This is a genomic window from Pseudomonas oryzagri, assembly GCF_020831405.1.
Classification (GTDB): domain Bacteria; phylum Pseudomonadota; class Gammaproteobacteria; order Pseudomonadales; family Pseudomonadaceae; genus Geopseudomonas; species Geopseudomonas oryzagri.
This window is the reverse complement of sequence record NZ_JAJHPU010000003.1, coordinates 19,441-42,120: the sequence shown is the minus strand read 5'-3', so window position 1 is coordinate 42,120 and position 22,680 is coordinate 19,441. Positions and strand designations below refer to the sequence as shown.

Genomic DNA, 22,680 nt, shown 5'->3' with positions numbered 1-22,680 from the left:
CCTTGACACCGGGTAGGTGCGTGGACGGCCCGCGGCGGTTGGCCGCGGGCCGGGAGCGACGACTCAGGAACCGTAGATGAGGCGCTCGGCCAGGCTGTCGGCGACCCTCGCCGGCGAGCGCTGCTCGGCCAGGGCCTCGGCGTAGATTTCCTCCAGCCGGTGGCCGATCTTCGCCAGGTGGGCGGTGATCTCGGCGTGGCGGCGTCCCTGGTGCTGCAGGGCGACGAAGATCAGGCCGCCGGAGTTGATCACGTAGTCGGGGGCATAGAGGATGCCGCGCGCCGCCAGCTCGTCGCCCATCTCCGGGCTCTCCAGCTGGTTGTTGGCGGCGCCGGCCACCGCGGCGCAGCGCAGCTTGCCTAGGCTCTGCGGATTGATCACTCCGCCCAGACCACAGGGGGCGAGGATGTCGCAGGGCATGGACAGCAGCGCGTCGGCGATCACCGGCTGGGCGCCGAACTGCTCGACCGCCAGCTCCAGGCGACCCTCGTCGATATCGCTGACGATCAGCCGCGCGCCGGCGGCGGCCAGGTGTTCGGCGAGGGCGAAGCCGACGTGGCCGAGGCCCTGCACGGCGACGCACACCCCTTCCAGACTGTCGCTGCCCAGGCGCGCCTTGGCGGTGGCGCGAATGCCGGCGAGCACGCCGAGGGCGGTGTGCGGCGAGGGATCGCCGCCGGCCGTGGTGCTGGTGACGTGGTCGGTGTGCTGGGCGATGCAGTCCATGTCGACGCCCGAGGTGCCGCTGTCGACGGCGGTGATGTAGCGACCGCCGAGCTTGTCGATGAAGCGGCCGAAGGCCTCGAACAGGGCGGCACGGCTGGTCGGATGCGGGGGGCGGATGATCACCGCCTTGCCGCCGCCCTGGGCCAGGCCGGCCAGCGCCGCCTTGTAGCTCATGCCGCGGGCCAGCAGCGCGGCGTCGCGCGCGGCGCTCGCCACGTCGGGATAGGGCAGGTAGCGACAGCCGCCGAGGGCCGGACCGAGGTTGGTGTTGTGGATGGCGATGATTGCGTGCAGGCCGGTTTGCGGGTCGCAAGCCAGATGGAGCTCTTCGACGCGCACGGCTTCCATGGTGGCGAACATGAGACGTACTCCTGACAGGTCGATGGACGGGCGTCGTCGACAGGGCAATCCCAACGGCCACTGCACCGCTCCGGTCACCCCCTGACCGCTGCGGCACACCGCCTGCACGCGCCCCTGCGCAGGTACGATGCCCACGCGACGCTTCTTGTTTTTTGTGAGTATAGCCGGCGCCGGGGCGCCTGTACCCCCGACGAAGGATAGGTCAGCGTACCGCCAGCAGGCGCTCCGCCAGCCGCGCCAGCCAGGGCTCGGCATCCTCCTCCGGGGTCACCGTTTCGCTGGCGTCCAGCTGCAGCTGCGACTGCAGGTCGCGCATGCCCAGCGCCAGCAGCCGCATGTGCGCCTGCAGTGCGGCGGCGCAGAAGTCCTCGCCGTAGGCCGTATCGCCCAGGCCGATCACCGCCAGCGGCCGGCCGCGCCAATCGGGCTGGCTGGCGACGATCTCGTCGAGCAGGCTCTGCAGGGCATCCGGCGTCTCGCCCGCGCCGGTGGTCGCGGTCACCACCAGCAGCGCCTGCGGATCGAGCGCCAGCAGCGCCTCGGGCTCGATGCGCGGCAGGTGGCGGGCCTCGAGGCCGGCATCGCGCAGCAGCTGCTCGGCGTGACGGGCCACCTCCTCGGCGGTGCCGTAGACAGTACCCGAGAGAATTGCGACTTCCAGCATGACAGCCCCCGTAGGCAACTTGGCAAAAGCGGCAATTATGCGCCAAATCGCCGCCGCCCTCCTCCCCGCGCGCAGCGCCCGATCAGATATCCAGCTGGCCGCCGAGGAACTGTCGCAGGCGCCGTTGCCACAGCCGCGCCTCGCCGCCCAGGCACGCCACCGGGGTACCGACCAGGGACTCCTCGGCCAGCTCGGAGACGTCGCCAGCCAGCGCCAACGGGCAGTTCAGCGCCTGGTCCAGCCGCGTCAAGCGGCGCCGCAGCTCGCCGTCCGGCGCACAGTTGGAGAACAGCACCAGCGCTCGCGGCCGGACCTTCTCGCAGACCAGCGGCAACTCGTCGAACGGCTGGCCGGGCCCCAGCAGACTCACCGCCAGCTCGTTGCCGGCCAGCAGCAGCGCGGTGACCAGCAGCTCCAGTTCGTGGCAGCGCCCGGGCAACGGCGCCAGCAGCACGCGCTCGTCGCTTTGGCCGCCGATCAGATGCAGGCGCTGCAGCACCCGACCGCGCAGGAAGGTGTCGAGGAACAGCCACTCGCTGGCCTGGCCGAAGCCGTCCTGGCGCAGCAGCAGTTCCTGCCATACGGGCAGCAGTACTTCCTGGAAGGCGGTGGCCAGCGGATAGGCGGAGAACACCTGGCCATACAGGCGCTCCAGGCGCGGCGCGTCGAAGGTGGCGACCGCGCGGCGCAGGCGCAGCTGCCATTCGCGCCACTCGCCAGCGACCTCCCCCATGCCGCCGCTGGTATCGACGCGCTGCGGCACACTGCGCGCCAACAGCTGGCCGACCTTGCTGACCGCCACTCCGCGCTCGATCCACGCCAGGATGTTGCGCACGGCGTCGATGTCGGCCGGCGAGTACAGGCGGTGTCCGCTGTCGGTGCGCAGCGGCTGGAGCAAGCCGTAGCGCCGCTCCCAAGCCCGCAGGGTGACCGGATTGACGCCGGTGAGCCGCGCCACCTCGCGGATCGGATACAGCTCGTCCGCAGAGGACAGCGGCGCAGGGCTGGCAATGACGACGGGAAGCTCGGGCATGGCCTGGGACCGCTCAGGAGGACGATTAGCCGGGATTGTAGCCCAGACTTTTGCACCGCACGGATTCGACAAGAGCTGTACAGGAAATACATCACGGTACAAGGCACTGCCCCGGATGACACGTGCCAGCGCCTGCCAGCCGCTGACCGCACACGGTCTCGTTGGCGAGCTTGTACAGCAAGCGACCCTTGCGCTAGTGTTGCCGACGGTTCAGCCGGTAACCCGTCCCGCACTTGTCAGGTACCCGGCGGCCTTGCCGCTGAACCACCCTTTTTCCACGAGGCACGCATGAGTCAGTCCGCCGCTCCCATCCTGATCACCGGCGCCAGCCAGCGAGTCGGGTTGCACTGCGCGCAGCGGCTGCTCGACGCGGGCCAGCCGCTGATCGTCAGCTACCGCAGCGAACGCCCGGCGCTCGACGAACTGCGCCGGCGCGGCGCACTGACCCTGCCGGCGGACTTCTCCAGCGAGGCCGGCATCCTCGCCTTCATCGACCTGCTGCACAGCCACACCGACCGCCTGCGCGCCATCGTGCACAACGCCTCGGACTGGCTGCGCGAGGAGCCTGGCCACGAGGCCGAGGCCTTCGCGCGCATGGTCAATGTGCACATGCTGGCGCCCTACCTGATCAACCTGCGCTGCCGCGAACTGCTCGAACGCTGCGAACTGGCAGACATCGTGCATATCACCGACGACGTGGCCCGTCGCGGCAGCACCAATCGTGTAGCCTATTGCGCCAGCAAGGCCGGTCTGGAAAACCTGACCCTGTCCTTCGCCGCCCAATTCGCCCCGCGCATCAAGGTCAATGCCATCGCTCCGGCGCTGGTCATGTTCCATGACCACGACGACGCCGCCTACCGCGCCAAGGCCCTGGCCAAGTCGGCGCTGGGCATCGAGCCCGGACCGGAAGTCATCTACCAGAGTCTGCGCTATCTTCTGGACAACCCCTACGTCACCGGCACCAGCCTGTGCGTCAACGGCGGCCGCCACCTCGGCAAGTGAAGCCGGCGCGCGCCGCCACGAGGACCCCGACATGAGCGATCAACTGTCGCAAATCACCGAGCATTACCGCGAAATCCTCCTCGGCCTCGGCGAGGACCCGCAGCGCGAAGGCCTGCGCGACACCCCCGAACGCGCCGCCAAGGCCATGCAGTACCTGTGTCGCGGCTACCAGCAGACCCTCGAAGAGATCGTCAACGGCGCGCTGTTCGCCTCCGACAACGACGAGATGGTGATCGTCCGCGACGTCGAGCTGTACTCGCTGTGCGAGCACCACCTGCTGCCCTTCATCGGCAAGGCCCACGTCGCCTACATCCCCACCGGCCAGGTGCTCGGCCTGTCCAAGGTGGCGCGCATCGTCGACATGTACGCCCGCCGCCTGCAGATCCAGGAGAACCTCACGCGGCAGATCGCCGAGGCGATCCAGCGCGTCACCAACGCCGCCGGCGTGGCCGTGGTGATCGAGGCGCAGCACATGTGCATGATGATGCGCGGGGTGGAGAAGCAGAACTCGGTGATGAACACCTCGGTGATGCTCGGCGCCTTCCGCCAGTCGGTGAACACCCGCCAGGAATTCCTGCAGCTGATCGGACGGAGCAAGTAAATGCCACGACTGGAGCCCGGCATGGCGCGCATCCGCGTCAAGGAGCTGCGCCTGCGCACCTACATCGGCATCAAGGAGGAGGAAATCCTCAACAAGCAGGACGTGCTGATCAACCTGACCATCCTCTACCCGGCCCATCAGGCCGTGCAGGGCAACGACATCGATCAGGCGCTGAACTACCGCACGATCACCAAGGCGATCATCCGCCATGTCGAGGAAAACCGCTTCGCCCTGCTCGAGCGGCTCACCCAGGAGATCCTCGACCTGGTGATGGCCCATCCGCAGGTGCGCTACGCCGAGGTCGAAGTCGACAAGCCGCACGCCCTGCGCTTCGCCGAGTCGGTGTCGATCACCCTCACCGGCCACCGCTGAAAAACCGACCGTCCCCCCGGCCGCACCGACGTTGTCCGCTGCGGCCGCGGCTTTTATGATCGCCCCTCCCCCGACCGCGCGAGAACGAGCCATGACCGAACAACAGCGCACCGAACTGGAAGCCGCCGCCTTCCGCCGCCTGCTCCAGCACCTGAGCGAGCGCAGCGACGTGCAGAACATCGAGCTGATGAACCTCGCCGGCTTCTGCCGCAACTGTCTGGGCAAGTGGTACAAGGCCGCCGCTGACGAGCGCGGCATCGAACTGTCCGCCGATGCGGCGCGCGACACCATCTACGGCATGCCCTACGCCGAGTGGAAAGCCCGATTCCAAAAAGAGGCCACGCCGGAACAGCTGGCCGCCTTCGACCAAGCGAGCAAGAAATGACCGCACTGACCGACTTCCGCGCCGCCCTGCGCCGCGACGACCACGCGTTCGCCGACACCCTGGCGTTCATCGCCGCCCACTACGACTACCAGCCGCAGGCCTTCGTCAACGGCGGCGTGGAGAACGCCGCCGGGCAGAACGAGGGCTCCTGCAAGCTGCTCGGCCTCGCCCTGCTCGAAGGTCTGTCGGTCGAGGAAACCCTGCTGGCCTTCGGCGAGCACTACCGCAGCGTGCTGGCCACCCCGGCGGGCAGCGACCACGGCAATATCCGCGCCCTGCAGGCCTCGGGCCTTTCCGGCGTGCGCTTCGCCGCGCTGCCGCTCACCCGCAAGGCCTGAGCCTTGGCGCCGATGCCGGGCGCCCTGTCCGGCATCTCGCGCCAGGTCCGTACCTGGCGCTCCCTCTTCAGCACACGCCCATCCCCTGCATCAGCAGGCGCAGTCCGCCCTGCTGCCAGCCCCACCAGGCCAGCGCCAGCAACGCGCCGAGCAGCAGCGCGCCGGCCAGCCAGGGCAGTGCGCGGCGCATCAGGCGGCCTGTCCCTGCAGGCGCGCCACCGGCTGCTCGCGCACCGGCCAGTTGAGCAGCGCGGCCATCACGCTGAGGCCGACACAGATCTGCCAGACCAGCTCGTAGCTGCCGGTACGGTCGTACAGGTAGCCGCCCAGCCAGCCGCCCAGGAACGAGCCGAGCTGGTGGAACAGGAAGACGATGCCGCCGAGCATCGACAGGTTGCGCACGCCGAACAGGGTCGCCACCGTGCCGTTGGTCAGCGGCACCGTGGACAGCCACAGCAGGCCCATGGCCATGCCGAAGGCGTAGGCCGTCCACTCGGACAGAGGCGCCCACAGGAAGGCGACGATCACCACACCGCGGATCAGGTACAGGGCCGCCAGCAGCTTGGGTTTCGAGTAGCAGCTGCCCAGCCAGCCGGCGGTGTAGGTGCCGAACACATTGAACAGGCCGACCAGCGCCAGCACCGTGGTGCCGACCTGCGCCGGCAGGTGCTGGTCGACCAGGTAGGCCGGCAGGTGCACGCCGATGAACACCACCTGGAAGCCGCAGACGAAGAAGCCCAGCGCCAGCAGCCAGAAGCCGGAATGCCCGGCCGCCTCGCGCAGCGCCTCCCCGAGGGTCTGCTTGTGGCCCACGGCGTGCTGCGCCTGCGCCGGGCTGCGCAGCAGGGCGGCGCACGGCAGGATCAGCGCGATCAGCACCGCCAGCGCGAGCAGCGCGCCCGACCAGCCGAGCGTGGAGATCAGGCCGAGGCTGCCAGGCAGCATGACGAACTGGCCGAACGAGCCGGCCGCCGCGGCGACGCCCATCGCCATGCTGCGCTTCTCGACCGGCGCGGCTTGACCCACCGCGCCGAGCAGTACGGAGAACGAGGTGCCGGACAGGCCGAGGCCGATCAGCAGACCCGCGCTCAGCGACAGCGCCGCCGGGGTGGTGGAGAAGGCCATCAGCGCCAGGCCGGCGACGTACAGCACGCCGCCGATCAGCACGGTGCGCTTGACCCCGAAGCGGTCGGCGAAGGCTCCGGTGAACGGCTGGATCAGGCCCCAGATCAGATTCTGCAGGGCGATGGCGAAGGCGAACACTTCCCGCCCCCAACCGAATTCGGCGCTCATCGGCGCCAGGAACAGGCCGAAGCCGTGACGCACTCCCAGCGACAGGGCGAGGATCAGCGAGCTGCCGAGCAGCATCCAACCGCAGTGACGCCAAAGCGAGGTCATCATCGAGTCTCCATCGGATACGAGGGTGAGGATAACACCCGGGTGAATGGGCCGAGCCGGCGGCCCTAAGCGATGGCCGGCGCCTGCGCCCGCCAGGTCGGTGCCCCGGCCCTCGGGGCCCGCGCGCAGGGCGCAGACCTCCGTACCGGGGATTGCAATGAATTTTCTGGCTGTGCCGGCCCGCCCACAACTGATTTAATGTGCTCGATGAAATAGGTTTTCTATGCCATGAACCAGTATCCCCCTTTGAAATCATTGGTTTTTCTGGACGCCGCGATGCGCCACAACAGTTTTTCTCTTGCAGCGGAGGAACTGTGCGTGACCCCGGGGGCGGTCGGTCAGCAGATCCAGAAGCTGGAAGAGTGGCTGGGCATCGCCCTGTTCACCCGCCAGACCCGCCAGGTACTGGCGACGGCCGAGGGGTTGGCCTATTGGCGGCGCGTGCAGCCGGCGCTCGCGCAGATCGCCGACGCCAGCCGGGAGGTGAAACGCCGGCGCAGCAACAGCGTGTCGCTGTCCATGCCGCCGAGCTTCGCGGGGAAGTGGCTGCCGCGCCGGCTGGCGGGCTTCGTGACCCGCTACCCCGATGTGGAGCTGCATATCAGCGCCAGCACCGCGCTGGTCAATTTCGAACGCGATGCCATCGACCTCACCATTCGCTACTTCCAGGACGGCGATCCCAATCTGGACGCCACCCTGCTCTACCCGTACGAGGGCCGCGTGTATTGCCGCCCCGACTACGCCGCCGCGCTCGCCCTCGAGCAGGCGGACGACCTGCGGCGTGCGACCCTGCTCGACACCGCCACGCTGCCCTACTGGCACCAATGGCTGCGGCGCTTCAGCCAGCTCGACGACAGGCAGATCGCCGCCATCCCCTGCATCCATTTCGACCAGGGCCTGATCGCCATCGAGGCCGCCAAGCAGGGCCAGGGCGTGGTCATGGCCAGCCCCTTCCTGATCGAGGAGGAGTTGGCCCAAGGCCTGCTGATCGAGCCCTTCGGGCACTGCCTGCAGCTGCCCACCGGCTACTACGTGGTGCATCACCGCAAGCTGGCCCTCCATCCGGCCGCCCGGGCCCTGAAGGACTGGCTGATCGCCGAGGCACGCGGCGCCCAGTCCTGAGCGCGGCCATCGTGGGCGCGCGGCGACGGACCGCCCGTCGCCGGCCATCGGTTACACTCGCGCACCCGCCTTTATCCGCCACGAGACCGCCATGCCGATCCGTCACGCCATCGTCCATCTGATCGACAAGAAGCCCGACGGCAACCCCGCCGTGCTGCACGCCCGCGACAGCGAGCTGGCCGAGTCGCAGGCCATCGACAACCTGCTGGCCGACCTCAACGACAGCTACAACGCCAAGCCCAACAAGGTCTGGGGCCTGTTCCACGAGGAGTCCGGCGCCTACCCGTTCAGCGGCTGGCTCGGCGAGTACCTCGACGACAACCTGAGCTTCGTCGCCTTCAGCCGCCAGGCCGTGGAGCACCTGAAGAAGCTGATGGAGGAATCCAACCTGTCCACCGGCGGCCACGTGCTGCTCGCCCACTACCAGCAGGGCATGACCGACTACCTGGCGATCGCCCTGCTGCACCACAGCGAGGGCGTGGCGGTCACCGACAGCCTCGACGTCACCCCGGCCAAGCACCTCGACCTCGGCCAGCTGCACCTGGCGGCGCGGATCAACATCTCCGAGTGGCGCAACAACAAGACCTCCCGGCAGTACATCTCCTTTATCAAGGGCAAGGGCGGCAAGAAGGTCTCCGAGTACTTCCGCGAGTTCATCGGTTGCCAGGAAGGCGTCGACGCACCGAGCGAGACGCGCACCCTGCTCAAGGCGTTCAGCGACTTCGTCGAGAGCGAGGACCTGGCCGAGGAGCAGGCGCGCGAGAAGACCGAGGCGCTGGTCGACTACGCCAGCAGCCAGGCCCGCCGCGGCGAGCCGATCGCCCTCGAGGAGCTGTCCGAGCTGATCGACGAGGAGCAGCCGCGCGCCTTCTATGATCACATCCGCAACAAGGACTACGGCCTGGCCCCGGAGATCCCGGCGGACAAGCGCACCCTCAACCAGTTCCGCCGCTTCACCGGGCGCGCCGAGGGCCTGTCGATCAGCTTCGAGGCGCACCTTTTGGGCTCGAAGATCGAGTACGACGAGGAGCACGACACCCTGATCATCCGCCAGGTGCCGACCCAGCTGAAGGATCAGCTCAAGCGGCGCAAGGACTGATCCGCCGCTATCGTCGACAGAAGCGCAGGGGGGACGACGGCGCAGCCTGGTCCACCATTGCCGGTAGCTGGCCAAACCGTGGATGACCACCCGGTGGAAATTCGCTGCGCGAGTTTCCCGCCCCACGCAGGATCACCCGCACGGAGAACCCGCCATGCTCCGCCTGCCCGACACCCTGCTCGACGCCTGCCTGGGCGATCCGCTGGCGCCGCTCGGCGCCGATGCCGAGCGCCGCTGCGGCCTCGACCGCGACACCGCGCGGGCCCGGCTGGAGGCGCTCAAGTCCTGGCTGGGCGAGCAGCAGGCGCTGCTCAGGGCGCGCCGGCGCGAGGCGCTGCTGGTCTGGCTGCAGGGTCCGGACTGCGCGGGCAAGGACGGCGCCATCCGCCGGGTGTTCAGCGGCCTCGACCCGCAGGGCCTGACGGTGCACGCCTTTCGCCAGCCCAGCGCGGCCGAGCGCGCCGAGGGCTTCCTCGCCCGCTACCGGCGCTGCCTGCCGGCGCCGGGCGAGATCGTGCTGTTCAACCGCACGCCCTACGAGGGGGTGGCCTACGACCTGTTCGACGGCTTTATCGCCGCCGCGGACATTGCCGGACGGTTGGCGCAGCTGGCGGCCTTCGAGGATGAGCTGGCCGGACGCGGCATCCGCCTGCTCAAGGTCTACCTGCAGATTTCCCGCGTCGAGCAGAAGGCACGTCTGCGCAAGCGCCTGCTCGATCCGCGCAAGCACTGGAAACTCGCCGCCGAGGACCTCGCGGCGCACCGCCAGTTCGATCAGCGCGAAGCGCACTGGGCCGGCATCCTCGCCGCCAGCCAGCGCCCGCAGGCGCCCTGGCAGCTGGTGCCGGCCAACCACAAGTGGCTGCGCGACCTGCTGCTGGCCAGCCTGGTCGCCCGCGAGTTCGAACGCCTCGACCAGCACTGGCCGACCCCGCCGCTGCCGTTCGGCCTCGACGAACTGGAGCGGGCCTGAATACGCACCCGTAGGGCGTAGGGTGGGTTAGCCGCGCAGCGGCGTTATCCACCATCGATGCCGCCAGGCATCGCAATGGACCGGCCTGGGGGCCGGTTGATGGGTTACGCCTCGTTGCGGCTAACCCACCCTACAAGGATCAGGCTCTGCTGCCACCCACTCGCTCACCAGCCGTTCCTTGGCCGGCTTGCCCAGGCGCTTGATCGCCCGCTCGCGCGACAGTGCCGCGCCCTTGCCGGCGCAGGCCTCCACATAGACCAGCGCCTGCGCCGGACTGCTGCGGAAGAAACGTGCGCCCTTGCCACTCTGGTGCACCACGAAGCGCCGCTGCGGGTCGTCGCTGATCCCGCAGTACAGCGCGCCGTTGACGGCGCGCACCAGATAGACGAACCAGGGCCTGTCGGCGTCGACCATCGCCCACTCCTGTGGAAAAAGGCCGAATTATCGACTTCCTCCACGGAACCGTCATGGGTCGGATGCACAGTCTGGCGCAAGTGGTGATAATCGACCTGCTCCGGGCAGCCGTCCGCCCGGCGCCAAAGCCGCGGCAGCGCCTCCCCCTCGCGCTGCAGACTCTTGCCCGACACCACGGAACCACGATGGACGATCGCCAACCGCTGACCCTCGAACCCGCCGAACCGGCCCGCGCCTGCGTGATCTGGCTGCACGGCCTCGGCGCCGACCGCTACGACTTCCAGCCCCTGGCCGAGGCGCTGCAGCGCGTGCTGCACGGTGTGCGCTTCGTGCTGCCGCAGGCGCCGAGTCGCCCGGTGACCATCAACGGCGGCTGGAGCATGCCGTCCTGGTACGACATCCTCGCCATGGCCCCCGAGCGCGCCATCGACGTCGCCCAGCTCGAGGAGTCCGCGGGCGAAGTGCTGGCGCTGATCGAGGCGCAACTGGCCGCCGGCATCCCGGCGCGACGCATCGTCCTCGCCGGCTTCTCCCAGGGCGGCGCGGTGGTGCTGCACGCGGCCTTCCGCCGCTGGGCCGGCGAACTGGGCGGCGTGCTGGCGCTGTCCACCTACGCGCCGACCTTCGCGGACGACGACCAGCTCGGCGCGATCCAGAAGGAGCACCCGGTCCTCTGTCTGCACGGTCGCCACGACGACGTCGTGCCGCTGGCTCTGGGTCAGCGCGCCCACGACTGGCTGGCCGAACGCGGCGTGGCGGTGGCCCTGCGCAGCTACCCGATGGGCCACGAAGTGTGCGACGAGGAAGCCCGCGACATCGCCCGCTGGCTGGCCGAGCGCTTCAGCCACTGAGCGCGCGCCGGCCGGCGCCGGCGAAGCTGACGGCCCACGGCGGGAAAAAACCGCCGATCGAGCGGCAAACCCCAGCGAAGCCGTATCGCGGCTTCGCCCTGCCGACATCTTGCTTTACACTGCAATCTGTATCTTTCCCATCCAGATCGAGATCACCGTGCTCAAGGCACTCAAGAAAATCTTCAACAAAGACGCCGAACAGGCCAACCAGACCGCCAGCCCCGTCGCTGGCGCATCCGCAGGCGCCGCCGACGGCCGCGTCGAACCTGCCCTCGCGGCCGCCGAGGCGAAGCGCCCGGCCGAGCGCGGCGATGGCGAGCGCGCACGCAAGCCGCGCAACGACAAGCCCCGCGCCGAGAAGAGCGGCGAAACCAAGCCGCGCGGCGAAAAGACTGAAAGAAGCGAAAAAAGCGAAAAGAGCGAAAAGAGCGCCGAAGCCCCGGCCAAGACCGCCAAACCACGCCGCGAGCGTGCTCCGCGCAAGCCGAAGGTGGACAACTGGAAGCTCGAGGACTTCGTGGTCGAGCCGGCCGAAGGCAAGACCCGCTTCCACGACTTCAACCTGGATGCGCGCCTGATGCATGCCATCCACGACCTCGGCTTCCCCTACTGCACGCCGATCCAGGCCCAGGTGCTCGGCCACACCCTGCGCGGCCGCGACGCCATCGGCCGGGCGCAGACCGGCACCGGCAAGACCGCCGCGTTCCTGATCTCCACCATCACCCAGCTGCTGATCACCCCGCCGCCCAAGGAGCGCTACATGGGCGAGCCGCGCGCGCTGATCATCGCGCCGACCCGCGAGCTGGTGGTGCAGATCGCCAAGGACGCCATGGAGCTGACCAAGTACAGCGGTCTGAACGTGATGAGCTTCGTCGGCGGCATGGACTTCGACAAGCAGCTCAAGCAGCTTGAGTCGCGCTACTGCGACATCCTGGTCGCCACCCCCGGCCGCCTGCTGGACTTCAACCAGCGCGGCGAGGTGCACCTGGACATGGTCGAGGTGATGGTCCTCGACGAGGCCGACCGCATGCTCGACATGGGCTTCATCCCGCAGGTGCGGCAGATCATCCGCCAGACCCCGTACAAGGGCGAGCGGCAGACCCTGCTGTTCTCCGCCACCTTCACCGACGACGTGATGAACCTCGCCCAGCAGTGGACGGTCAACCCGGCGATCGTCGAGATCGAGCCGGAGAACGTCGCCAGCGACACCGTCGAGCAGCACGTCTACGCGGTGTCCGAGGCCGACAAGTACAAGCTGCTGTACAACCTGGTCAGCCAGAACAACTGGGAGCGGGTGATGGTGTTCGCCAACCGCAAGGACCAGGTGCGCCGCATCGAGGAGCGCCTGACCCGCGACGGCATCAGCGCCGCGCAGATGTCCGGCGACGTGCCGCAGCAGAAGCGCATCAAGGTGCTGGAAGGCTTCCGCGAGGGCAAGATCCGCGTCCTGGTGGCCACCGACGTGGCCGGCCGCGGCATCCATGTCGACGGCGTCAGCCACGTGATCAACTTCACCCTGCCGGAAGACCCCGACGACTACGTGCACCGCATCGGCCGTACCGGCCGCGCCGGCGCCAGCGGCACCTCGATCAGCTTCGCCGGCGAGGACGACGCCTTCGCCCTGCCGCCGATCGAGGCGCTGATCGGCCGCAAGATCCAGTGCGAGATGCCGCCGACCGAGCTGCTCAAGTCGGTGCCGCGCAAGCAGCACTGACTGCCCGCGCCCCTCCGCTTGCGGAGGGGCGCCCTTTCCTCCTGCTTCGCCTCCCCGCCATGCTCCGACCGTTCCGCCCTCTCTTTGCCCTGCTTCTCGCCCTGTCCGCGCCGCTGGCCCTGGCCGAGGGCTTCCTGTCGCGCCTGCTGGACAAGCCGGTGCCCGGCGGAGTGGCGGTGGTCGACCTCGGCGACGCCGCCTCCAGACCGGCCGCCCGCTTCCAGGACAAGCCGGTGCTGGTGGTGCGCGAGGACGGCCAGCGCTGGCTCGCCGTGGTCGGAGTGCCGCTGACCGTCGAACCGGGCGAGCAGCGTATCGAGCTGGACGACGGCCGCCGACTGAGCTTCACGGTGGGCGATCGCGACTACCAGCAGCAATACATCACCCTGAAGAACAAGGAGCAGGTCAACCCCAGCCCGGCCAACCTCAAGCGCATCGACCGCGAACTGGCCGAGCAGACCGCGGCCTACCGCCAGTTCAGCGCGCGCCAGCCGAGCAACCTGCTGTTCGACAAGCCGGTCGCCGGGCCGCTGTCCAGTCCGTTCGGCCTGCGCCGCTTCTTCAACGGCGAGGAGCGCAACCCGCACTCGGGCCTCGACTTCGCCGTGCCGGCCGGCACGCCGGTCAAGGCACCGGCGGCAGGCAGGGTGATCCTGGTCGGCGACTACTTCTTCAACGGCCGCACCGTGTTCGTCGACCACGGCCAGGGGCTGATCAGCATGTTCTGCCACCTGTCGCAGATCGGCGTGAAGGTCGGCGACGAGCTGGCGCGCGGCGCGGTGCTCGGCAAGGTCGGCGCCACCGGCCGCGCTACCGGCCCGCATCTGCACTGGAACGTCAGCCTCAACGATGCGCGGGTCGACCCGAGCATCTTCATCGGCGCCTTCCGCCCCTGAGCGGCGATACTCGCGAGCCCGGCCACGCCGGCTAAGCTGCACCTGAGGCACCTTCCGGGAGCGCCATGACGGCTGCTCACGTCCGGCGATCAGGAGTAGCGCATGCCCGAACTCGCTCTGGCCCTCGACTGGCTGCAGACCCGCCCCTACCTGTACACCATATTGAGCGCCGCGCTGCTGGGCTGCATCGCCTGGCTGGCCAACTGGCTGGTCAAGCACCTGCTGGCGCGCGCCCTGCACCGCACCCTGAGCGCCACGGCGCTGGGGCGCCACCTGCCCAGCTACGAACACAGCATCGTCCGTCGCCTGTCCAACATCGTGCCGGCGCTGATCCTCGCCGGCGGGGCGGAACTGGTCCCCGGCCTGCCCGGCGTCGTGGTCACCGTGGTGGAGAACGTCTGTCGCGCCTTCATCGTCCTGACCATCGCCCTGGCCATCGGCGGCGCGCTCAAGCAGGCCAACCGCCTCTACGAGCAGCGCCCGGACGCCCACCTCAAACCGATCAAGGGCTACCTGCAGGTGATGGAAATCGCGGTGTACACCCTCGCCAGCATCCTGATGATCGCCACGCTGGTCGACCGCTCGCCGCTGATCCTGCTGTCCGGTCTCGGCGCCATGGCCGCGGTGCTGATGCTGATCTTCCAGCACACCCTGCTGTCCGTGGTGGCCAGCGTGCAGATCTCCTCCAACGACATCCTGCGCGTCGGCGACTGGGTCGAGATGCCGCAGCTCAACGCCGACGGCGACGTGATCGACATCGCCCTGCACACCGTCAAGGTGCAGAACTGGGACAAGACCATCACCAGCATCCCGACCAAGCGCTTCATCAGCGATCCGTTCAAGAACTGGCGCGGCATGCACGAGTCGGGCGGCCGGCGGATCAAGCGCAGCCTGTTCCTGGACCAGAACAGCGTCGAGTTCATCGATGTCGCGCAGATCGAGCACCTGCACCACTTCGCCCTGCTGCGCGACTACCTGAACGACAAGCGCGACGAGCTGGAGGAATGGAACCGGCGCCTGCTCGAGCAGGGCGCCGCGCCGCTCAACCGGCTGCGCCTGACCAACCTCGGCACCTTCCGCGCCTACGTGGAAAACTACCTGCGCCAGGATCCGTACATCCGCCAGGACATGACCCTGCTGGTGCGCCAGCTCGCCCCAACCGCCACCGGCCTGCCGCTGGAGCTGTACTGCTTCACCGCCACCACCGCGTGGGCCGACTACGAGCGCATCCAGGCGGACATCTTCGACCACCTGCTGGCGATCCTCCCGGAGTTCGGCCTGCGCGTGTTCCAGCACCCGAGCGGCGCCGAGCTGCGCGAGTGGCGGACGCCGGCGGCCGAGGCCGGCGGGCAGACCACAGCCCCCTGAACGAGCGCGCCGCCCCGGCATCCCCGGCACCGTAGGGCAGAAGGCTCGCGCGGCGATCTTCTACCGCCCCTCCGTGCCCCCGACGGTGGACAATCGCTGGCGCGAGTTGTCCACCCTACCGCTTCCCCCCTTCCGCGTTGTAGCCGGACGGCATGGCGACAACTGGACTCAGAAACTCAGGTCGACCCGCGTCCACAAGGTTCGCCCCGGCTCGTTGACGCGGGTCTCGGCGGGGAAGCCGAAGCCGGCGTTGCCGGCCAGGTTGAGGTGTTCCGCGTAGGCCTTGTCCAGCAGGTTGTCGACGCCGGCGCTGAACTTGAGGCTCTCGTTGACCCGCCAGGCGCCGTTGAACGACAGCACGCCGAAGCCTGCGCTCTCGGCGAAGTCCTTGCCGACCACGTTGCCCTGGTTCTCGGCGATGCGCGTCTGTGCCGCCACCAGGCGCCACAGGCCGCTCGTGCTCCAGTTGCCCCGCTCGTAGGTCAGCCCCAGGCGCGCCTCCAGCGGCGGGATCTGCGGCAGGGCGCGGTCGTCCGAGGTGTTCTCGCCCCAGGCGTAGGCCAGGGTCGCGTCGCCCTTCCAGTTCGGCGTGAAGCGCCAGGCCACACCGGCCTCGGCGCCGGCGATGCGCGCATCGACGTTGGCCACGACGGTGCGGGTCATGCCGGCCATCATCCCCGGCACGTAGTCGAACAGGATGTAGTCCTCGACCACCCCGGCGTAGGCCGAGGCCCAGGCTTCCAGCGGCCCCCGGCGGTACTGGATACCGAGATCCAGCTGGGTGGTCTTCTCCGGCCTGACCGTCTCGAAGGCCTGGATGCTGCCCACCGGACCGGCGCTGGCGGAGAACAGCTCCCAGTAGTCGGGGAAACGCTCGCTGTGGCCCACACCGGCGTACCAGGTGGCCGGCATGACCTGCAGATCCTGTTCGTAGCGCAGGAAGCCGCTGTACAGGGTGTCGTGGCGCGCCTCGTCGGCGCTGGGGTTGGCCCAGGTCTCGCTCTTCATGGTCATCGGGTTGTGGCTGGTGAAGCTCTGCCGATAGTCGTGGGCCTCGGCGCGGTCCAGGCGCGCGCCGCCGACCAGGCGCTGGTCGCGGTCGAGCTTCCAGGTCAGTTCGCCGAACAGGCCGTAGTTGTGGGTATCGGCGTCCTTGCTCCACGGGAACCGGTCGGCGTCGGTGTAGCTGCCGCTCATCATGTTGAAGCTCGAGGCGCGCTTGCGGTGCTCGCTGCGCTGGGCGTCGACGCCGCCGACCAGCTCGACCGCGTCCCAGCGCCAGGTGCCGGCGACCCGCCCGCCGAGGGTGCGCCGGTCGACGTTGCTGGCCATGGGGTTGCGCATCATCGCCATGCCGGCGCTCGGGTCCGGCTCGCGCAGGCGGAAGTTGTCCATCACGTGGTCGGCGTAGTTGTAGTAGACATTGGCGTCGATGCCGTGGAACACCTCGCCGATGTAGCTCTTCCTGAAGCGCAGGCCGAGGCTCTCGCGCGCGAACTGGCTGCCGTCCATGCCGCGCCCGGCGTAGCGCGCCTCGCCGTCGCCCTTGCCGGCGGTGAGCTCCAGCAGGGTGTTGGCGTCCGGGGTCCAGCCCAGCGCCAGGTCGCTGTTCCACTTGTCGAAGCGCGAGGGCACCGTATCGCCGTTGCCGTCGGCGTAGTCGTCGGCCTGCGAGCGGTTGGCCAGCAGCCGCGCATAGCCGTCCCGGCTGCCGGCGGCGGCGTCGATACTGCGGTCGAAGCGGCCGTTGGAGCCGGCCAGCAGGCTGGTGTTCAGGCGCCAGTCGGGCCGGTCGAAGTGCTCGGGTTCGCGCTCGAACAGCACGGTGGCCGCCGAGGCGCCCGGCCCCCACAGCACGGTCTGCGGGCCCTTGACCACGGTCAGGCGGTCGTAGCTCTCCGGGCTGATGTAGGAGCTCGGCGAGTCCATGCGGTTGGGACAGGCGCCGAGCATCTCGCCGCCGTTGCTGAGCAGCTTGATGCGCGAGCCGAACATGCCGCGGAACACCGGATCACCGTTGACTCCGCCGTTGCGGATGGCGGCGAAGCCGGGGATGGTCTTCAGGTAGTCGGCGCCGTCGCTGGCCGGCACCGGCTGGCGCGGCTGCCTGGGGTTGGTGACCACGGTCAGCGGCGACTGGGGCGCCACGCTGGTCACCACCAGCGGCGCCACCTCTTCGGCATCGGTGGCTTCGCCGCTCGCCACTTCGGCGGCGTGCAGCGGCATGGCCAGGGCGCCGAGCAGCACGGCATGCGCCGGCCACCAGCGGCGCGGGAAGGATGCGAGGGCGAACGGGCGGGACTGGCGCGACGGCGCCAGGGACGGACGAGAGAAAACGGACATGGATGGATTCCACGCAAAAAGACAGACTGCAGGTCGTCACGCAGGCGCGCACGGGCACGGGCACGGGCAGACGAGCTGGTTCAGGACGGATTTCAGGCGTGGAGGGAGGGGGGACCGCGGGGCTGGCGACTGGCCGGCGGCGCCTGCGGCAGGCTCTGCGCCGGCGGCAGGTATTGGTGGACCTGGCTGGAAGGCGCCGGCAGGGTCAGCTGCAGGCTGGGCGGCAGCGAAGGCGTGTGCGCCAGCAGATTGCAGTAGCCGCACTGTTCGAGGCCCTGCACCCACTGCGGCGGCCCCTGGTCATCGGCCAGGAGAGGGCCCGGCAGGGATTGTCCTTCGGCGCAGTGCAGGGCCTGCAGGTCGATCAGCGCCAGCGGCAGGCTGTCCAGCGCCCGCAACTGCGAGAACAGCGGACCGGCGAACGCCATGAGCAGGGCGAACAGGCCAAGCCAGGCTGCCAGACGCATGCGCCCTTGCCGAATCACCCGATGCCGCCTCCCTGAATGATGAATGGGACGGCCATGCCGCCCAAAGCGGCCGGGATGATCGCACAGCACCCCGCGCTCACCTAGTGCGACACGGCGCCGCGCAGTCGCCACACGGCAGACCATGGCCGGCAAAGACGGCCACGCAAGAATGTCAAACAAACCCAGCCATTATCAGCACAAAAATCCATAAATTGTTGACGATTAGCTGAAAACACCAATTTTCAGACAATGCTTGCCATTAATGCGCAGCGAACGCTAGGGTTGGCGCCATGAACGCTTCCCACACCCTCATCCTGCAGCGGCAATACCTCAGCCTGCGCCTGGTCAGCCCGCGACTGCGGCCCTGAATCCGCGCCCGTCCCGCCCGTATTGCCTGCCGTCCTGCGGCCTCCCCTTTTCAAGGAATTCGCCATGCCCATGCTGAAGAACCCGTCGAGCAAGTACCGCCCCTTCCCGCAGATCGACATCCCCGACCGCACCTGGCCGAGCAAGGTGATCGACAAGGCGCCGATCTGGCTGTCCTCCGACCTGCGCGACGGCAACCAGTCGCTGATCGAGCCGATGGATGCCGACAAGAAGCTGCGCTTCTTCCAGTGCCTGGTCGCCGTGGGCGTCAAGGAAATCGAGGTGGGCTTCCCGTCCGCCTCGCAGACCGACTTCGACTTCGTGCGCACCCTGATCGAGGACGGCCATATCCCCGACGACGTGACCATCCAGGTGCTGACCCAGGCCCGCGAGGACCTGATCACCCGCACCTTCGAGTCGCTCAAGGGCGCGAAGAAGGCCATCGTCCACTACTACAACGCCACCGCGCCGAGCTTCCGCCGCATCGTCTTCAACCAGGACAAGGCCGGCGTGATCCAGATCGCCGTCAATGCCGGGCAGATCATCAAGCGCCTGGCCGCGGAGCATCCGGAAACCCAATGGGGCTTCGAGTACTCGCCGGAGATCTTCAGCTCCACCGAGCCGGAGTTCGCCGTCGAGGTGTGCAACGCGGTGATCGAGGTGTTCCAGCCGACCCCGGCCAACAAGCTGATCCTCAACCTGCCGGCGACCGTCGAGGCGGCCACCCCGAACGTCTACGCCGACCAGATCGAGTGGTTCTGCCGCCACGTCGCCAAGCGCGACAGCGTGCTGGTCAGCCTGCACACCCATAACGACCGCGGCACCGGCGTGGCCGCCACCGAGCTGGGCCTGTTGGCCGGCGCCGACCGCGTGGAAGGCTGCCTGTTCGGCAACGGCGAGCGCACCGGCAACGTCGACATCGTCACCCTGGCGCTGAACATGTACACCCAGGGCGTCGACCCCGAGCTGGACTTCTCCGACATCGACGGCGTGCGCAAGGTGGTCGAGGAGTGCAACCAGCTGCCGGTGCACCCGCGTCATCCCTACGTCGGCGACCTGGTGCACACCGCCTTCTCCGGCTCGCACCAGGACGCGATCCGCAAGGGCTTCGCCCAGCAGGACCCGGAAGGCGTCTGGGAAGTGCCCTACCTGCCGATCGACCCGGCCGACATCGGCCGCAGCTACGAGGCGGTGATCCGCGTCAACAGCCAGTCCGGCAAGGGCGGCATCACCTTCCTGCTCGAGCAGGAATACGGCATCAGCCTGCCGCGGCGCATGCAGATCGAATTCAGCCAGGTGGTGCAGCGCGAGACCGACCGCCACGGCCTGGAGATGAGCGCGCGGCAGATCCACGACCTGCTGGTCGAGGAATACCTGAACGGTCCGGCGACCTTCGCCCTCAAGGGCCATCGCCTGCACGAGGAGAACGGCATCACCAGCGTCGAGGTGGAAGTCGAGCAGGACGGCGCCGTGCAGCAGCTGCGCGGCACCGGCAACGGCCCGCTGGAGGCGCTGGTCGCCGCCCTGCCGGTCGCCGTGGAAATCATGGACTACAGCGAGCACGCCATCGGCGGCGGCAGCAACGCCAAGGCCGCGGCCTACATCGAACTGCGCGTCGACGGCGGCCGTCCGCTGCACGGCGCCGGCATCGACGGCAACCTGACCACCGCCAGCTTCCGCGCCCTGTTCAGCGCGCTGAACCGCGCCCTGCGCCAGAGCGAGGCGCAGGCGGCGTAAGCCGCGCCAGCGTAGCAACCCCAACGCCCCGCGCCGCCAGGCCCGGGGCGTTTTTCATTCGCGCAGAAATCGCTGGCGGCGCCGCCGCTCCGGCGCCCAGGGAGGGGAAGCGCTCCGGACTGGCCAGCCAGGCAGGGGCGTGAGCACGCTCAGCCGCAAGCCTCAGTAATCGACCTTGCCCCGCCCGGCCTTGATCGCCCCGCGCTTGCTCTTGCCCTCCAGGCGGCGCTGCTTCGAGCCCAGGGTCGGCTTGGTCGGCCGGCGCGCCTTCTCCACCTTGGCGACGCTGCGGATCAGCTCGGCCAGGCGCTGCAGGGCGTCGGCGCGGTTCTGTTCCTGGGTGCGGTACTGCTGCGCCTTGATGACGATCACCCCCTCGGCGGTGATGCGCTGGTCGCGCAGCGCCAGCAGGCGTTCCTTGTAGAACGCCGGCAAGCTCGATGCGTGGATGTCGAAGCGCAGGTGCACGGCGCTGGACACCTTGTTGACGTTCTGCCCGCCGGCGCCCTGGGCGCGGATCGCACTGAGCTCGATCTCATGGTCGGGCAGGTGGACTGCATTGGAGATATCCAGCATGGCGGGCTCGCTGCGCGGTGGTCCCGGACAGGATACCCCTGTGGGGCGAGTTCATTCGCCTGACATCGCCGCGATGGCGGATGCATTCGGCGTTGCAGCGGATCGTCCAGGCATTGCAAACAGCTCGCAAGCAATTGTTTCGACTGACTTTTTGCCCCGGCACGGTAGAATCGGCGGCAACCGCATGGATGCGCCTCTCAGTTCGTAGTCGAGATCCGTCATGCGCCGCCTGCTCGTCCTTCTGCTCGCCGTTCTCCCCACCCTTGCCGTCCATGCCGAAGCCCCGCGCACCTTCCGCGAGGCCAAGAAGATCGCCTGGAAGCTGTACGCCGACCGTCCCGTGGACTTCTATTGCGGCTGCGCCTACCAGGGCAACCGCGTGGATCTGGACAGCTGCGGCTACCGGCCGCGCAAGAATGCCAACCGCGCCGGGCGCATCGAGTGGGAGCACGTGGTCCCCGCCTGGGTGATCGGCCACCAGCGCCAGTGCTGGCAGGACGGCGGGCGCAAGAACTGCACCAGCAACGACCCGCTGTTCAGCAAGGCGGAGGCCGACCTGCATAACCTGGTGCCCGCCGTCGGCGAGGTGAACGGCGACCGCAGCAACTTCGGCTTCGGCATGCTCACCGCCAAGCCCAACCAGTACGGCGCCTGCCCGGTGGTGGTCGACTTCAAGCAGCGCACCGCCATGCCGGCCGAGGCCAGCCGCGGCGCCATCGCCCGCATCTACCTGTACATGAGCGAGCGTTACCGTCTGCGCCTGTCCAAGCAGGACCAGCGCCTGTACGAAGCCTGGAACCGCCAGTACCCGGTGAGCGAGTGGGAACGCTGGCGCAACCAGCGCATCGCCTGCGTGCAGGGCAACGCCAACCCCTACGTGGGCGCGGTGGACCTCAAGCGCTGCGACCGCCAGAAGCAGTTCGCCTACAACTGAGCCACTGCCAGGGCGCGCCCCGGGGCAATCGCACGAGTGGCTGGCGAGCCGGGGCAATCCGCTGTGGGGGCGAATTCAATCGCCGAAATATCTCGTCAAGGCGAATAAATTCGCCCCTACGGAGCGGAAGCTGGATTCAAGCGCTTGCCCTGGCCCCCCCCTGCGCAACGCAGGTACCCGAAGGTACGCATGGCGCCCCCCCCACGCAGCTCGCGGGCATGCCCCGCAGCCGGACGATGGACGGCGCCTGACACGACGGGCTAAGGTGGCGGCGAGCGGCCAAGGGAGAAGACGATGCGCCATACGACCCTGCATGCGGCACTGGGCCTGACGGTGCTGGTCGCCCTGGTGGTCTCCGGCATCGCTCCCTACGACCGCGCCACCTGGTGGCTGGAAGTCTCGCCGGTGCTGATCGCAGCGCCGCTGCTGCTCGCCACCTACCGGCGCTTTCCGCTGACCGACCTGCTCTACCTGCTGATCGCCATGCACGCCCTGGTGCTGATCCTCGGCGGCGCCCACACCTACGCGCGGGTGCCGGCGGGCTTCTGGGTGCAGGAGCTGCTGGATCTTTCGCGCAATCCCTACGACAAGCTCGGCCATTTCCTGCAGGGCTTCGTGCCGGCGCTGATCGCCCGCGAGATCCTGCTGCGCGGCCGCTTCGTCGCCAGCGGCAAGATGCTGGCCTTTCTCGCGCTGTGCGTGGCGATGACTATCAGCGCCGTCTACGAGCTGATCGAGTGGTGGGTGGCGCTGCTCGCCAGCGGGGGCGCGGTCGACTTCCTCGGCACCCAGGGCGATCCCTGGGACACCCAGGCCGACATGGCCTGGGCGCTGCTCGGCGCCAGCGCGGGACTGCTCGCTCTGAGCCGGCTGCAGGACCGGCAGATCGCCGCGCTGCAGCGGGAGCAGATGCAGGGCGGGAGCTGACCCGCCCTGCCGGG

Annotated in this window: 24 protein-coding genes; 15 read left to right on the top strand and 9 right to left on the bottom strand. The window is 68.8% G+C overall.

All coding sequences use genetic code 11. The features are described from left to right. Positions 1–63: 63 nt before the first annotated feature. From LMJ29_RS00980 to LMJ29_RS00970, 3 genes are all read right to left on the bottom strand, one after another. Positions 64–1,086: a Glu/Leu/Phe/Val dehydrogenase family protein gene (locus LMJ29_RS00980; protein ID WP_229603053.1), complete on the bottom strand. Its 1,023-nt coding sequence runs from the start codon at positions 1,084–1,086 to the stop codon at positions 64–66. 202 nt (positions 1,087–1,288) lie between these two features. Then, positions 1,289–1,747 (bottom strand): flavodoxin domain-containing protein, encoded by a 459-nt coding sequence (locus LMJ29_RS00975; RefSeq protein WP_229603371.1) that lies wholly within the window; start codon positions 1,745–1,747, stop codon positions 1,289–1,291. A gap of 85 nt (positions 1,748–1,832) precedes the next feature. Then, positions 1,833–2,783, bottom strand: a complete 951-nt coding sequence (locus LMJ29_RS00970) for a MerR family transcriptional regulator (protein WP_229603050.1) — start codon at positions 2,781–2,783, stop codon at positions 1,833–1,835. 288 nt (positions 2,784–3,071) lie between these two features. On the opposite strand from LMJ29_RS00970, the gene folM reads away from it, so the two are divergent. The 5 genes from folM to LMJ29_RS00945 all read left to right on the top strand — a co-directional run bounded on the left by folM (position 3,072) and on the right by LMJ29_RS00945 (position 5,481). Continuing rightward, positions 3,072–3,785: a dihydromonapterin reductase gene (gene folM / locus LMJ29_RS00965; RefSeq protein WP_229603047.1), complete on the top strand. Its 714-nt coding sequence runs from the start codon at positions 3,072–3,074 to the stop codon at positions 3,783–3,785. Positions 3,786–3,816: 31 nt separating this feature from the next. Next, on the top strand, positions 3,817–4,386 hold the full coding sequence (gene folE, locus LMJ29_RS00960; RefSeq protein ID WP_229603044.1) for a GTP cyclohydrolase I FolE: 570 nt from the start codon (positions 3,817–3,819) through the stop codon (positions 4,384–4,386). After that, the gene (gene folX / locus LMJ29_RS00955; RefSeq protein ID WP_229603041.1) at positions 4,387–4,758 is read left to right on the top strand and encodes a dihydroneopterin triphosphate 2'-epimerase; all 372 of its coding nucleotides are present in this window, start codon (positions 4,387–4,389) and stop codon (positions 4,756–4,758) included. 91 nt (positions 4,759–4,849) lie between these two features. Beyond that, positions 4,850–5,143 carry a DUF1244 domain-containing protein gene (locus LMJ29_RS00950; RefSeq protein ID WP_229603038.1) on the top strand — a complete coding sequence of 98 codons (294 nt, stop codon included), beginning with the start codon at positions 4,850–4,852 and terminating at the stop codon, positions 5,141–5,143. Continuing rightward, entirely contained in the window at positions 5,140–5,481 is a 342-nt protein-coding gene (locus LMJ29_RS00945; RefSeq protein WP_229603035.1) for a HopJ type III effector protein, read from the top strand. The genes LMJ29_RS00950 and LMJ29_RS00945 overlap by 4 nt, the downstream gene beginning before the upstream one ends. A 67-nt stretch (positions 5,482–5,548) precedes the next feature. On the opposite strand, the gene LMJ29_RS20920 is transcribed toward LMJ29_RS00945, so the two are convergent. Together LMJ29_RS20920 and LMJ29_RS00940 are read right to left on the bottom strand one after the other, a co-directional pair. Beyond that, the gene (locus LMJ29_RS20920) at positions 5,549–5,671 is read right to left on the bottom strand and encodes a hypothetical protein (protein WP_264758719.1); all 123 of its coding nucleotides are present in this window, start codon (positions 5,669–5,671) and stop codon (positions 5,549–5,551) included. Further along, positions 5,671–6,879: an MFS transporter gene (locus LMJ29_RS00940; RefSeq protein ID WP_229603369.1), complete on the bottom strand. Its 1,209-nt coding sequence runs from the start codon at positions 6,877–6,879 to the stop codon at positions 5,671–5,673. Before LMJ29_RS00940 ends, LMJ29_RS20920 begins: the two co-directional genes overlap by 1 nt. Positions 6,880–7,107: 228 nt before the next feature. On the opposite strand from LMJ29_RS00940, the gene LMJ29_RS00935 reads away from it, so the two are divergent. From LMJ29_RS00935 to LMJ29_RS00925, 3 genes are all read left to right on the top strand, one after another. After that, positions 7,108–8,001 (top strand): LysR substrate-binding domain-containing protein, encoded by an 894-nt coding sequence (locus LMJ29_RS00935; protein WP_264758718.1) that lies wholly within the window; start codon positions 7,108–7,110, stop codon positions 7,999–8,001. Positions 8,002–8,092: 91 nt separating this feature from the next. Further along, positions 8,093–9,100, top strand: a complete 1,008-nt coding sequence (yejK, locus tag LMJ29_RS00930) for a nucleoid-associated protein YejK (RefSeq protein WP_229603029.1) — start codon at positions 8,093–8,095, stop codon at positions 9,098–9,100. A gap of 154 nt (positions 9,101–9,254) precedes the next feature. Next, complete coding sequence (locus LMJ29_RS00925) at positions 9,255–10,073, top strand: polyphosphate kinase 2 family protein (protein WP_229603026.1); 819 nt, start codon at positions 9,255–9,257, stop codon at positions 10,071–10,073. 120 nt (positions 10,074–10,193) lie between these two features. Here the strand turns inward: LMJ29_RS00925 and LMJ29_RS00920 are convergent, their stop codons facing one another. Then, entirely contained in the window at positions 10,194–10,487 is a 294-nt protein-coding gene (locus LMJ29_RS00920; protein WP_229603023.1) for a GIY-YIG nuclease family protein, read from the bottom strand. Between the two features lie 185 nt (positions 10,488–10,672). On the opposite strand from LMJ29_RS00920, the gene LMJ29_RS00915 reads away from it, so the two are divergent. The 4 genes from LMJ29_RS00915 (at position 10,673) to LMJ29_RS00900 (ending at position 15,316) form a co-directional block, all read left to right on the top strand. Then, a complete protein-coding gene (locus LMJ29_RS00915) occupies positions 10,673–11,338 on the top strand; it encodes an alpha/beta hydrolase (RefSeq protein WP_229603020.1) in 666 nt (221 codons plus the stop codon). Positions 11,339–11,495: 157 nt separating this feature from the next. After that, the gene (gene rhlB / locus LMJ29_RS00910) at positions 11,496–13,052 is read left to right on the top strand and encodes an ATP-dependent RNA helicase RhlB (protein WP_229603017.1); all 1,557 of its coding nucleotides are present in this window, start codon (positions 11,496–11,498) and stop codon (positions 13,050–13,052) included. Between the two features lie 59 nt (positions 13,053–13,111). Beyond that, positions 13,112–13,948: a peptidoglycan DD-metalloendopeptidase family protein gene (locus LMJ29_RS00905; RefSeq protein WP_229603014.1), complete on the top strand. Its 837-nt coding sequence runs from the start codon at positions 13,112–13,114 to the stop codon at positions 13,946–13,948. Positions 13,949–14,050: 102 nt separating this feature from the next. Further along, on the top strand, positions 14,051–15,316 hold the full coding sequence (locus LMJ29_RS00900) for a mechanosensitive ion channel family protein (protein ID WP_229603012.1): 1,266 nt from the start codon (positions 14,051–14,053) through the stop codon (positions 15,314–15,316). 168 nt (positions 15,317–15,484) lie between these two features. Here LMJ29_RS00900 and LMJ29_RS00895 read toward each other — a convergent pair whose 3' ends face one another. Next, on the bottom strand, positions 15,485–17,659 hold the full coding sequence (locus LMJ29_RS00895; RefSeq protein WP_229603011.1) for a TonB-dependent copper receptor: 2,175 nt from the start codon (positions 17,657–17,659) through the stop codon (positions 15,485–15,487). 92 nt (positions 17,660–17,751) lie between these two features. After that, the gene (locus LMJ29_RS00890) at positions 17,752–18,126 is read right to left on the bottom strand and encodes a DUF2946 domain-containing protein (protein ID WP_229603010.1); all 375 of its coding nucleotides are present in this window, start codon (positions 18,124–18,126) and stop codon (positions 17,752–17,754) included. Between the two features lie 432 nt (positions 18,127–18,558). Here LMJ29_RS00890 and leuA point away from each other — a divergent pair, with 432 nt between their 5' ends. Further along, on the top strand, positions 18,559–20,229 hold the full coding sequence (gene leuA, locus LMJ29_RS00885; protein WP_229603009.1) for a 2-isopropylmalate synthase: 1,671 nt from the start codon (positions 18,559–18,561) through the stop codon (positions 20,227–20,229). A 162-nt stretch (positions 20,230–20,391) separates the two neighbouring features. On the opposite strand, the gene arfB is transcribed toward leuA, so the two are convergent. Continuing rightward, positions 20,392–20,805, bottom strand: coding sequence for an alternative ribosome rescue aminoacyl-tRNA hydrolase ArfB (gene arfB, locus LMJ29_RS00880; RefSeq protein ID WP_229603007.1), 414 nt, complete (start codon positions 20,803–20,805; stop codon positions 20,392–20,394). 220 nt (positions 20,806–21,025) lie between these two features. Between arfB and LMJ29_RS00875 the strand changes: the two genes are divergently transcribed. Next, positions 21,026–21,739 (top strand): endonuclease, encoded by a 714-nt coding sequence (locus LMJ29_RS00875; RefSeq protein ID WP_229603005.1) that lies wholly within the window; start codon positions 21,026–21,028, stop codon positions 21,737–21,739. A gap of 294 nt (positions 21,740–22,033) precedes the next feature. Then, entirely contained in the window at positions 22,034–22,666 is a 633-nt protein-coding gene (locus tag LMJ29_RS00870) for a DUF2238 domain-containing protein (RefSeq protein WP_229603003.1), read from the top strand. The last annotated feature ends 14 nt before the right edge of the window (positions 22,667–22,680 follow it).

Excerpts from the sequence above, each read along its gene's own strand:
- leuA (WP_229603009.1), top strand. The coding sequence starts at position 18,559 with ATGCCCATGCTGAAGAACCCGTCGAGCAAGTACCGCCCCTTCCCGCAG.
- LMJ29_RS00875 (WP_229603005.1), top strand. The coding sequence starts at position 21,026 with ATGCGCCGCCTGCTCGTCCTTCTGCTCGCCGTTCTCCCCACCCTTGCC.
- LMJ29_RS00970 (WP_229603050.1), bottom strand. The coding sequence starts at position 2,783 with ATGCCCGAGCTTCCCGTCGTCATTGCCAGCCCTGCGCCGCTGTCCTCT.
- LMJ29_RS00925 (WP_229603026.1), top strand. The coding sequence starts at position 9,255 with ATGCTCCGCCTGCCCGACACCCTGCTCGACGCCTGCCTGGGCGATCCG.
- LMJ29_RS00915 (WP_229603020.1), top strand. The coding sequence starts at position 10,673 with ATGGACGATCGCCAACCGCTGACCCTCGAACCCGCCGAACCGGCCCGC.
- LMJ29_RS00905 (WP_229603014.1), top strand. The coding sequence starts at position 13,112 with ATGCTCCGACCGTTCCGCCCTCTCTTTGCCCTGCTTCTCGCCCTGTCC.
- LMJ29_RS20920 (WP_264758719.1), bottom strand. The coding sequence starts at position 5,671 with ATGCGCCGCGCACTGCCCTGGCTGGCCGGCGCGCTGCTGCTCGGCGCG.
- folE (WP_229603044.1), top strand. The coding sequence starts at position 3,817 with ATGAGCGATCAACTGTCGCAAATCACCGAGCATTACCGCGAAATCCTC.
- LMJ29_RS00870 (WP_229603003.1), top strand. The coding sequence starts at position 22,034 with ATGCGCCATACGACCCTGCATGCGGCACTGGGCCTGACGGTGCTGGTC.
- folM (WP_229603047.1), top strand. The coding sequence starts at position 3,072 with ATGAGTCAGTCCGCCGCTCCCATCCTGATCACCGGCGCCAGCCAGCGA.
- arfB (WP_229603007.1), bottom strand. The coding sequence starts at position 20,805 with ATGCTGGATATCTCCAATGCAGTCCACCTGCCCGACCATGAGATCGAG.
- LMJ29_RS00895 (WP_229603011.1), bottom strand. The coding sequence starts at position 17,659 with ATGTCCGTTTTCTCTCGTCCGTCCCTGGCGCCGTCGCGCCAGTCCCGC.
- LMJ29_RS00935 (WP_264758718.1), top strand. The coding sequence starts at position 7,108 with ATGAACCAGTATCCCCCTTTGAAATCATTGGTTTTTCTGGACGCCGCG.
- folX (WP_229603041.1), top strand. The coding sequence starts at position 4,387 with ATGCCACGACTGGAGCCCGGCATGGCGCGCATCCGCGTCAAGGAGCTG.
- LMJ29_RS00890 (WP_229603010.1), bottom strand. The coding sequence starts at position 18,126 with ATGCGTCTGGCAGCCTGGCTTGGCCTGTTCGCCCTGCTCATGGCGTTC.
- LMJ29_RS00900 (WP_229603012.1), top strand. The coding sequence starts at position 14,051 with ATGCCCGAACTCGCTCTGGCCCTCGACTGGCTGCAGACCCGCCCCTAC.
- LMJ29_RS00980 (WP_229603053.1), bottom strand. The coding sequence starts at position 1,086 with ATGTTCGCCACCATGGAAGCCGTGCGCGTCGAAGAGCTCCATCTGGCT.
- LMJ29_RS00940 (WP_229603369.1), bottom strand. The coding sequence starts at position 6,879 with ATGACCTCGCTTTGGCGTCACTGCGGTTGGATGCTGCTCGGCAGCTCG.
- LMJ29_RS00950 (WP_229603038.1), top strand. The coding sequence starts at position 4,850 with ATGACCGAACAACAGCGCACCGAACTGGAAGCCGCCGCCTTCCGCCGC.
- LMJ29_RS00945 (WP_229603035.1), top strand. The coding sequence starts at position 5,140 with ATGACCGCACTGACCGACTTCCGCGCCGCCCTGCGCCGCGACGACCAC.
- LMJ29_RS00920 (WP_229603023.1), bottom strand. The coding sequence starts at position 10,487 with ATGGTCGACGCCGACAGGCCCTGGTTCGTCTATCTGGTGCGCGCCGTC.
- yejK (WP_229603029.1), top strand. The coding sequence starts at position 8,093 with ATGCCGATCCGTCACGCCATCGTCCATCTGATCGACAAGAAGCCCGAC.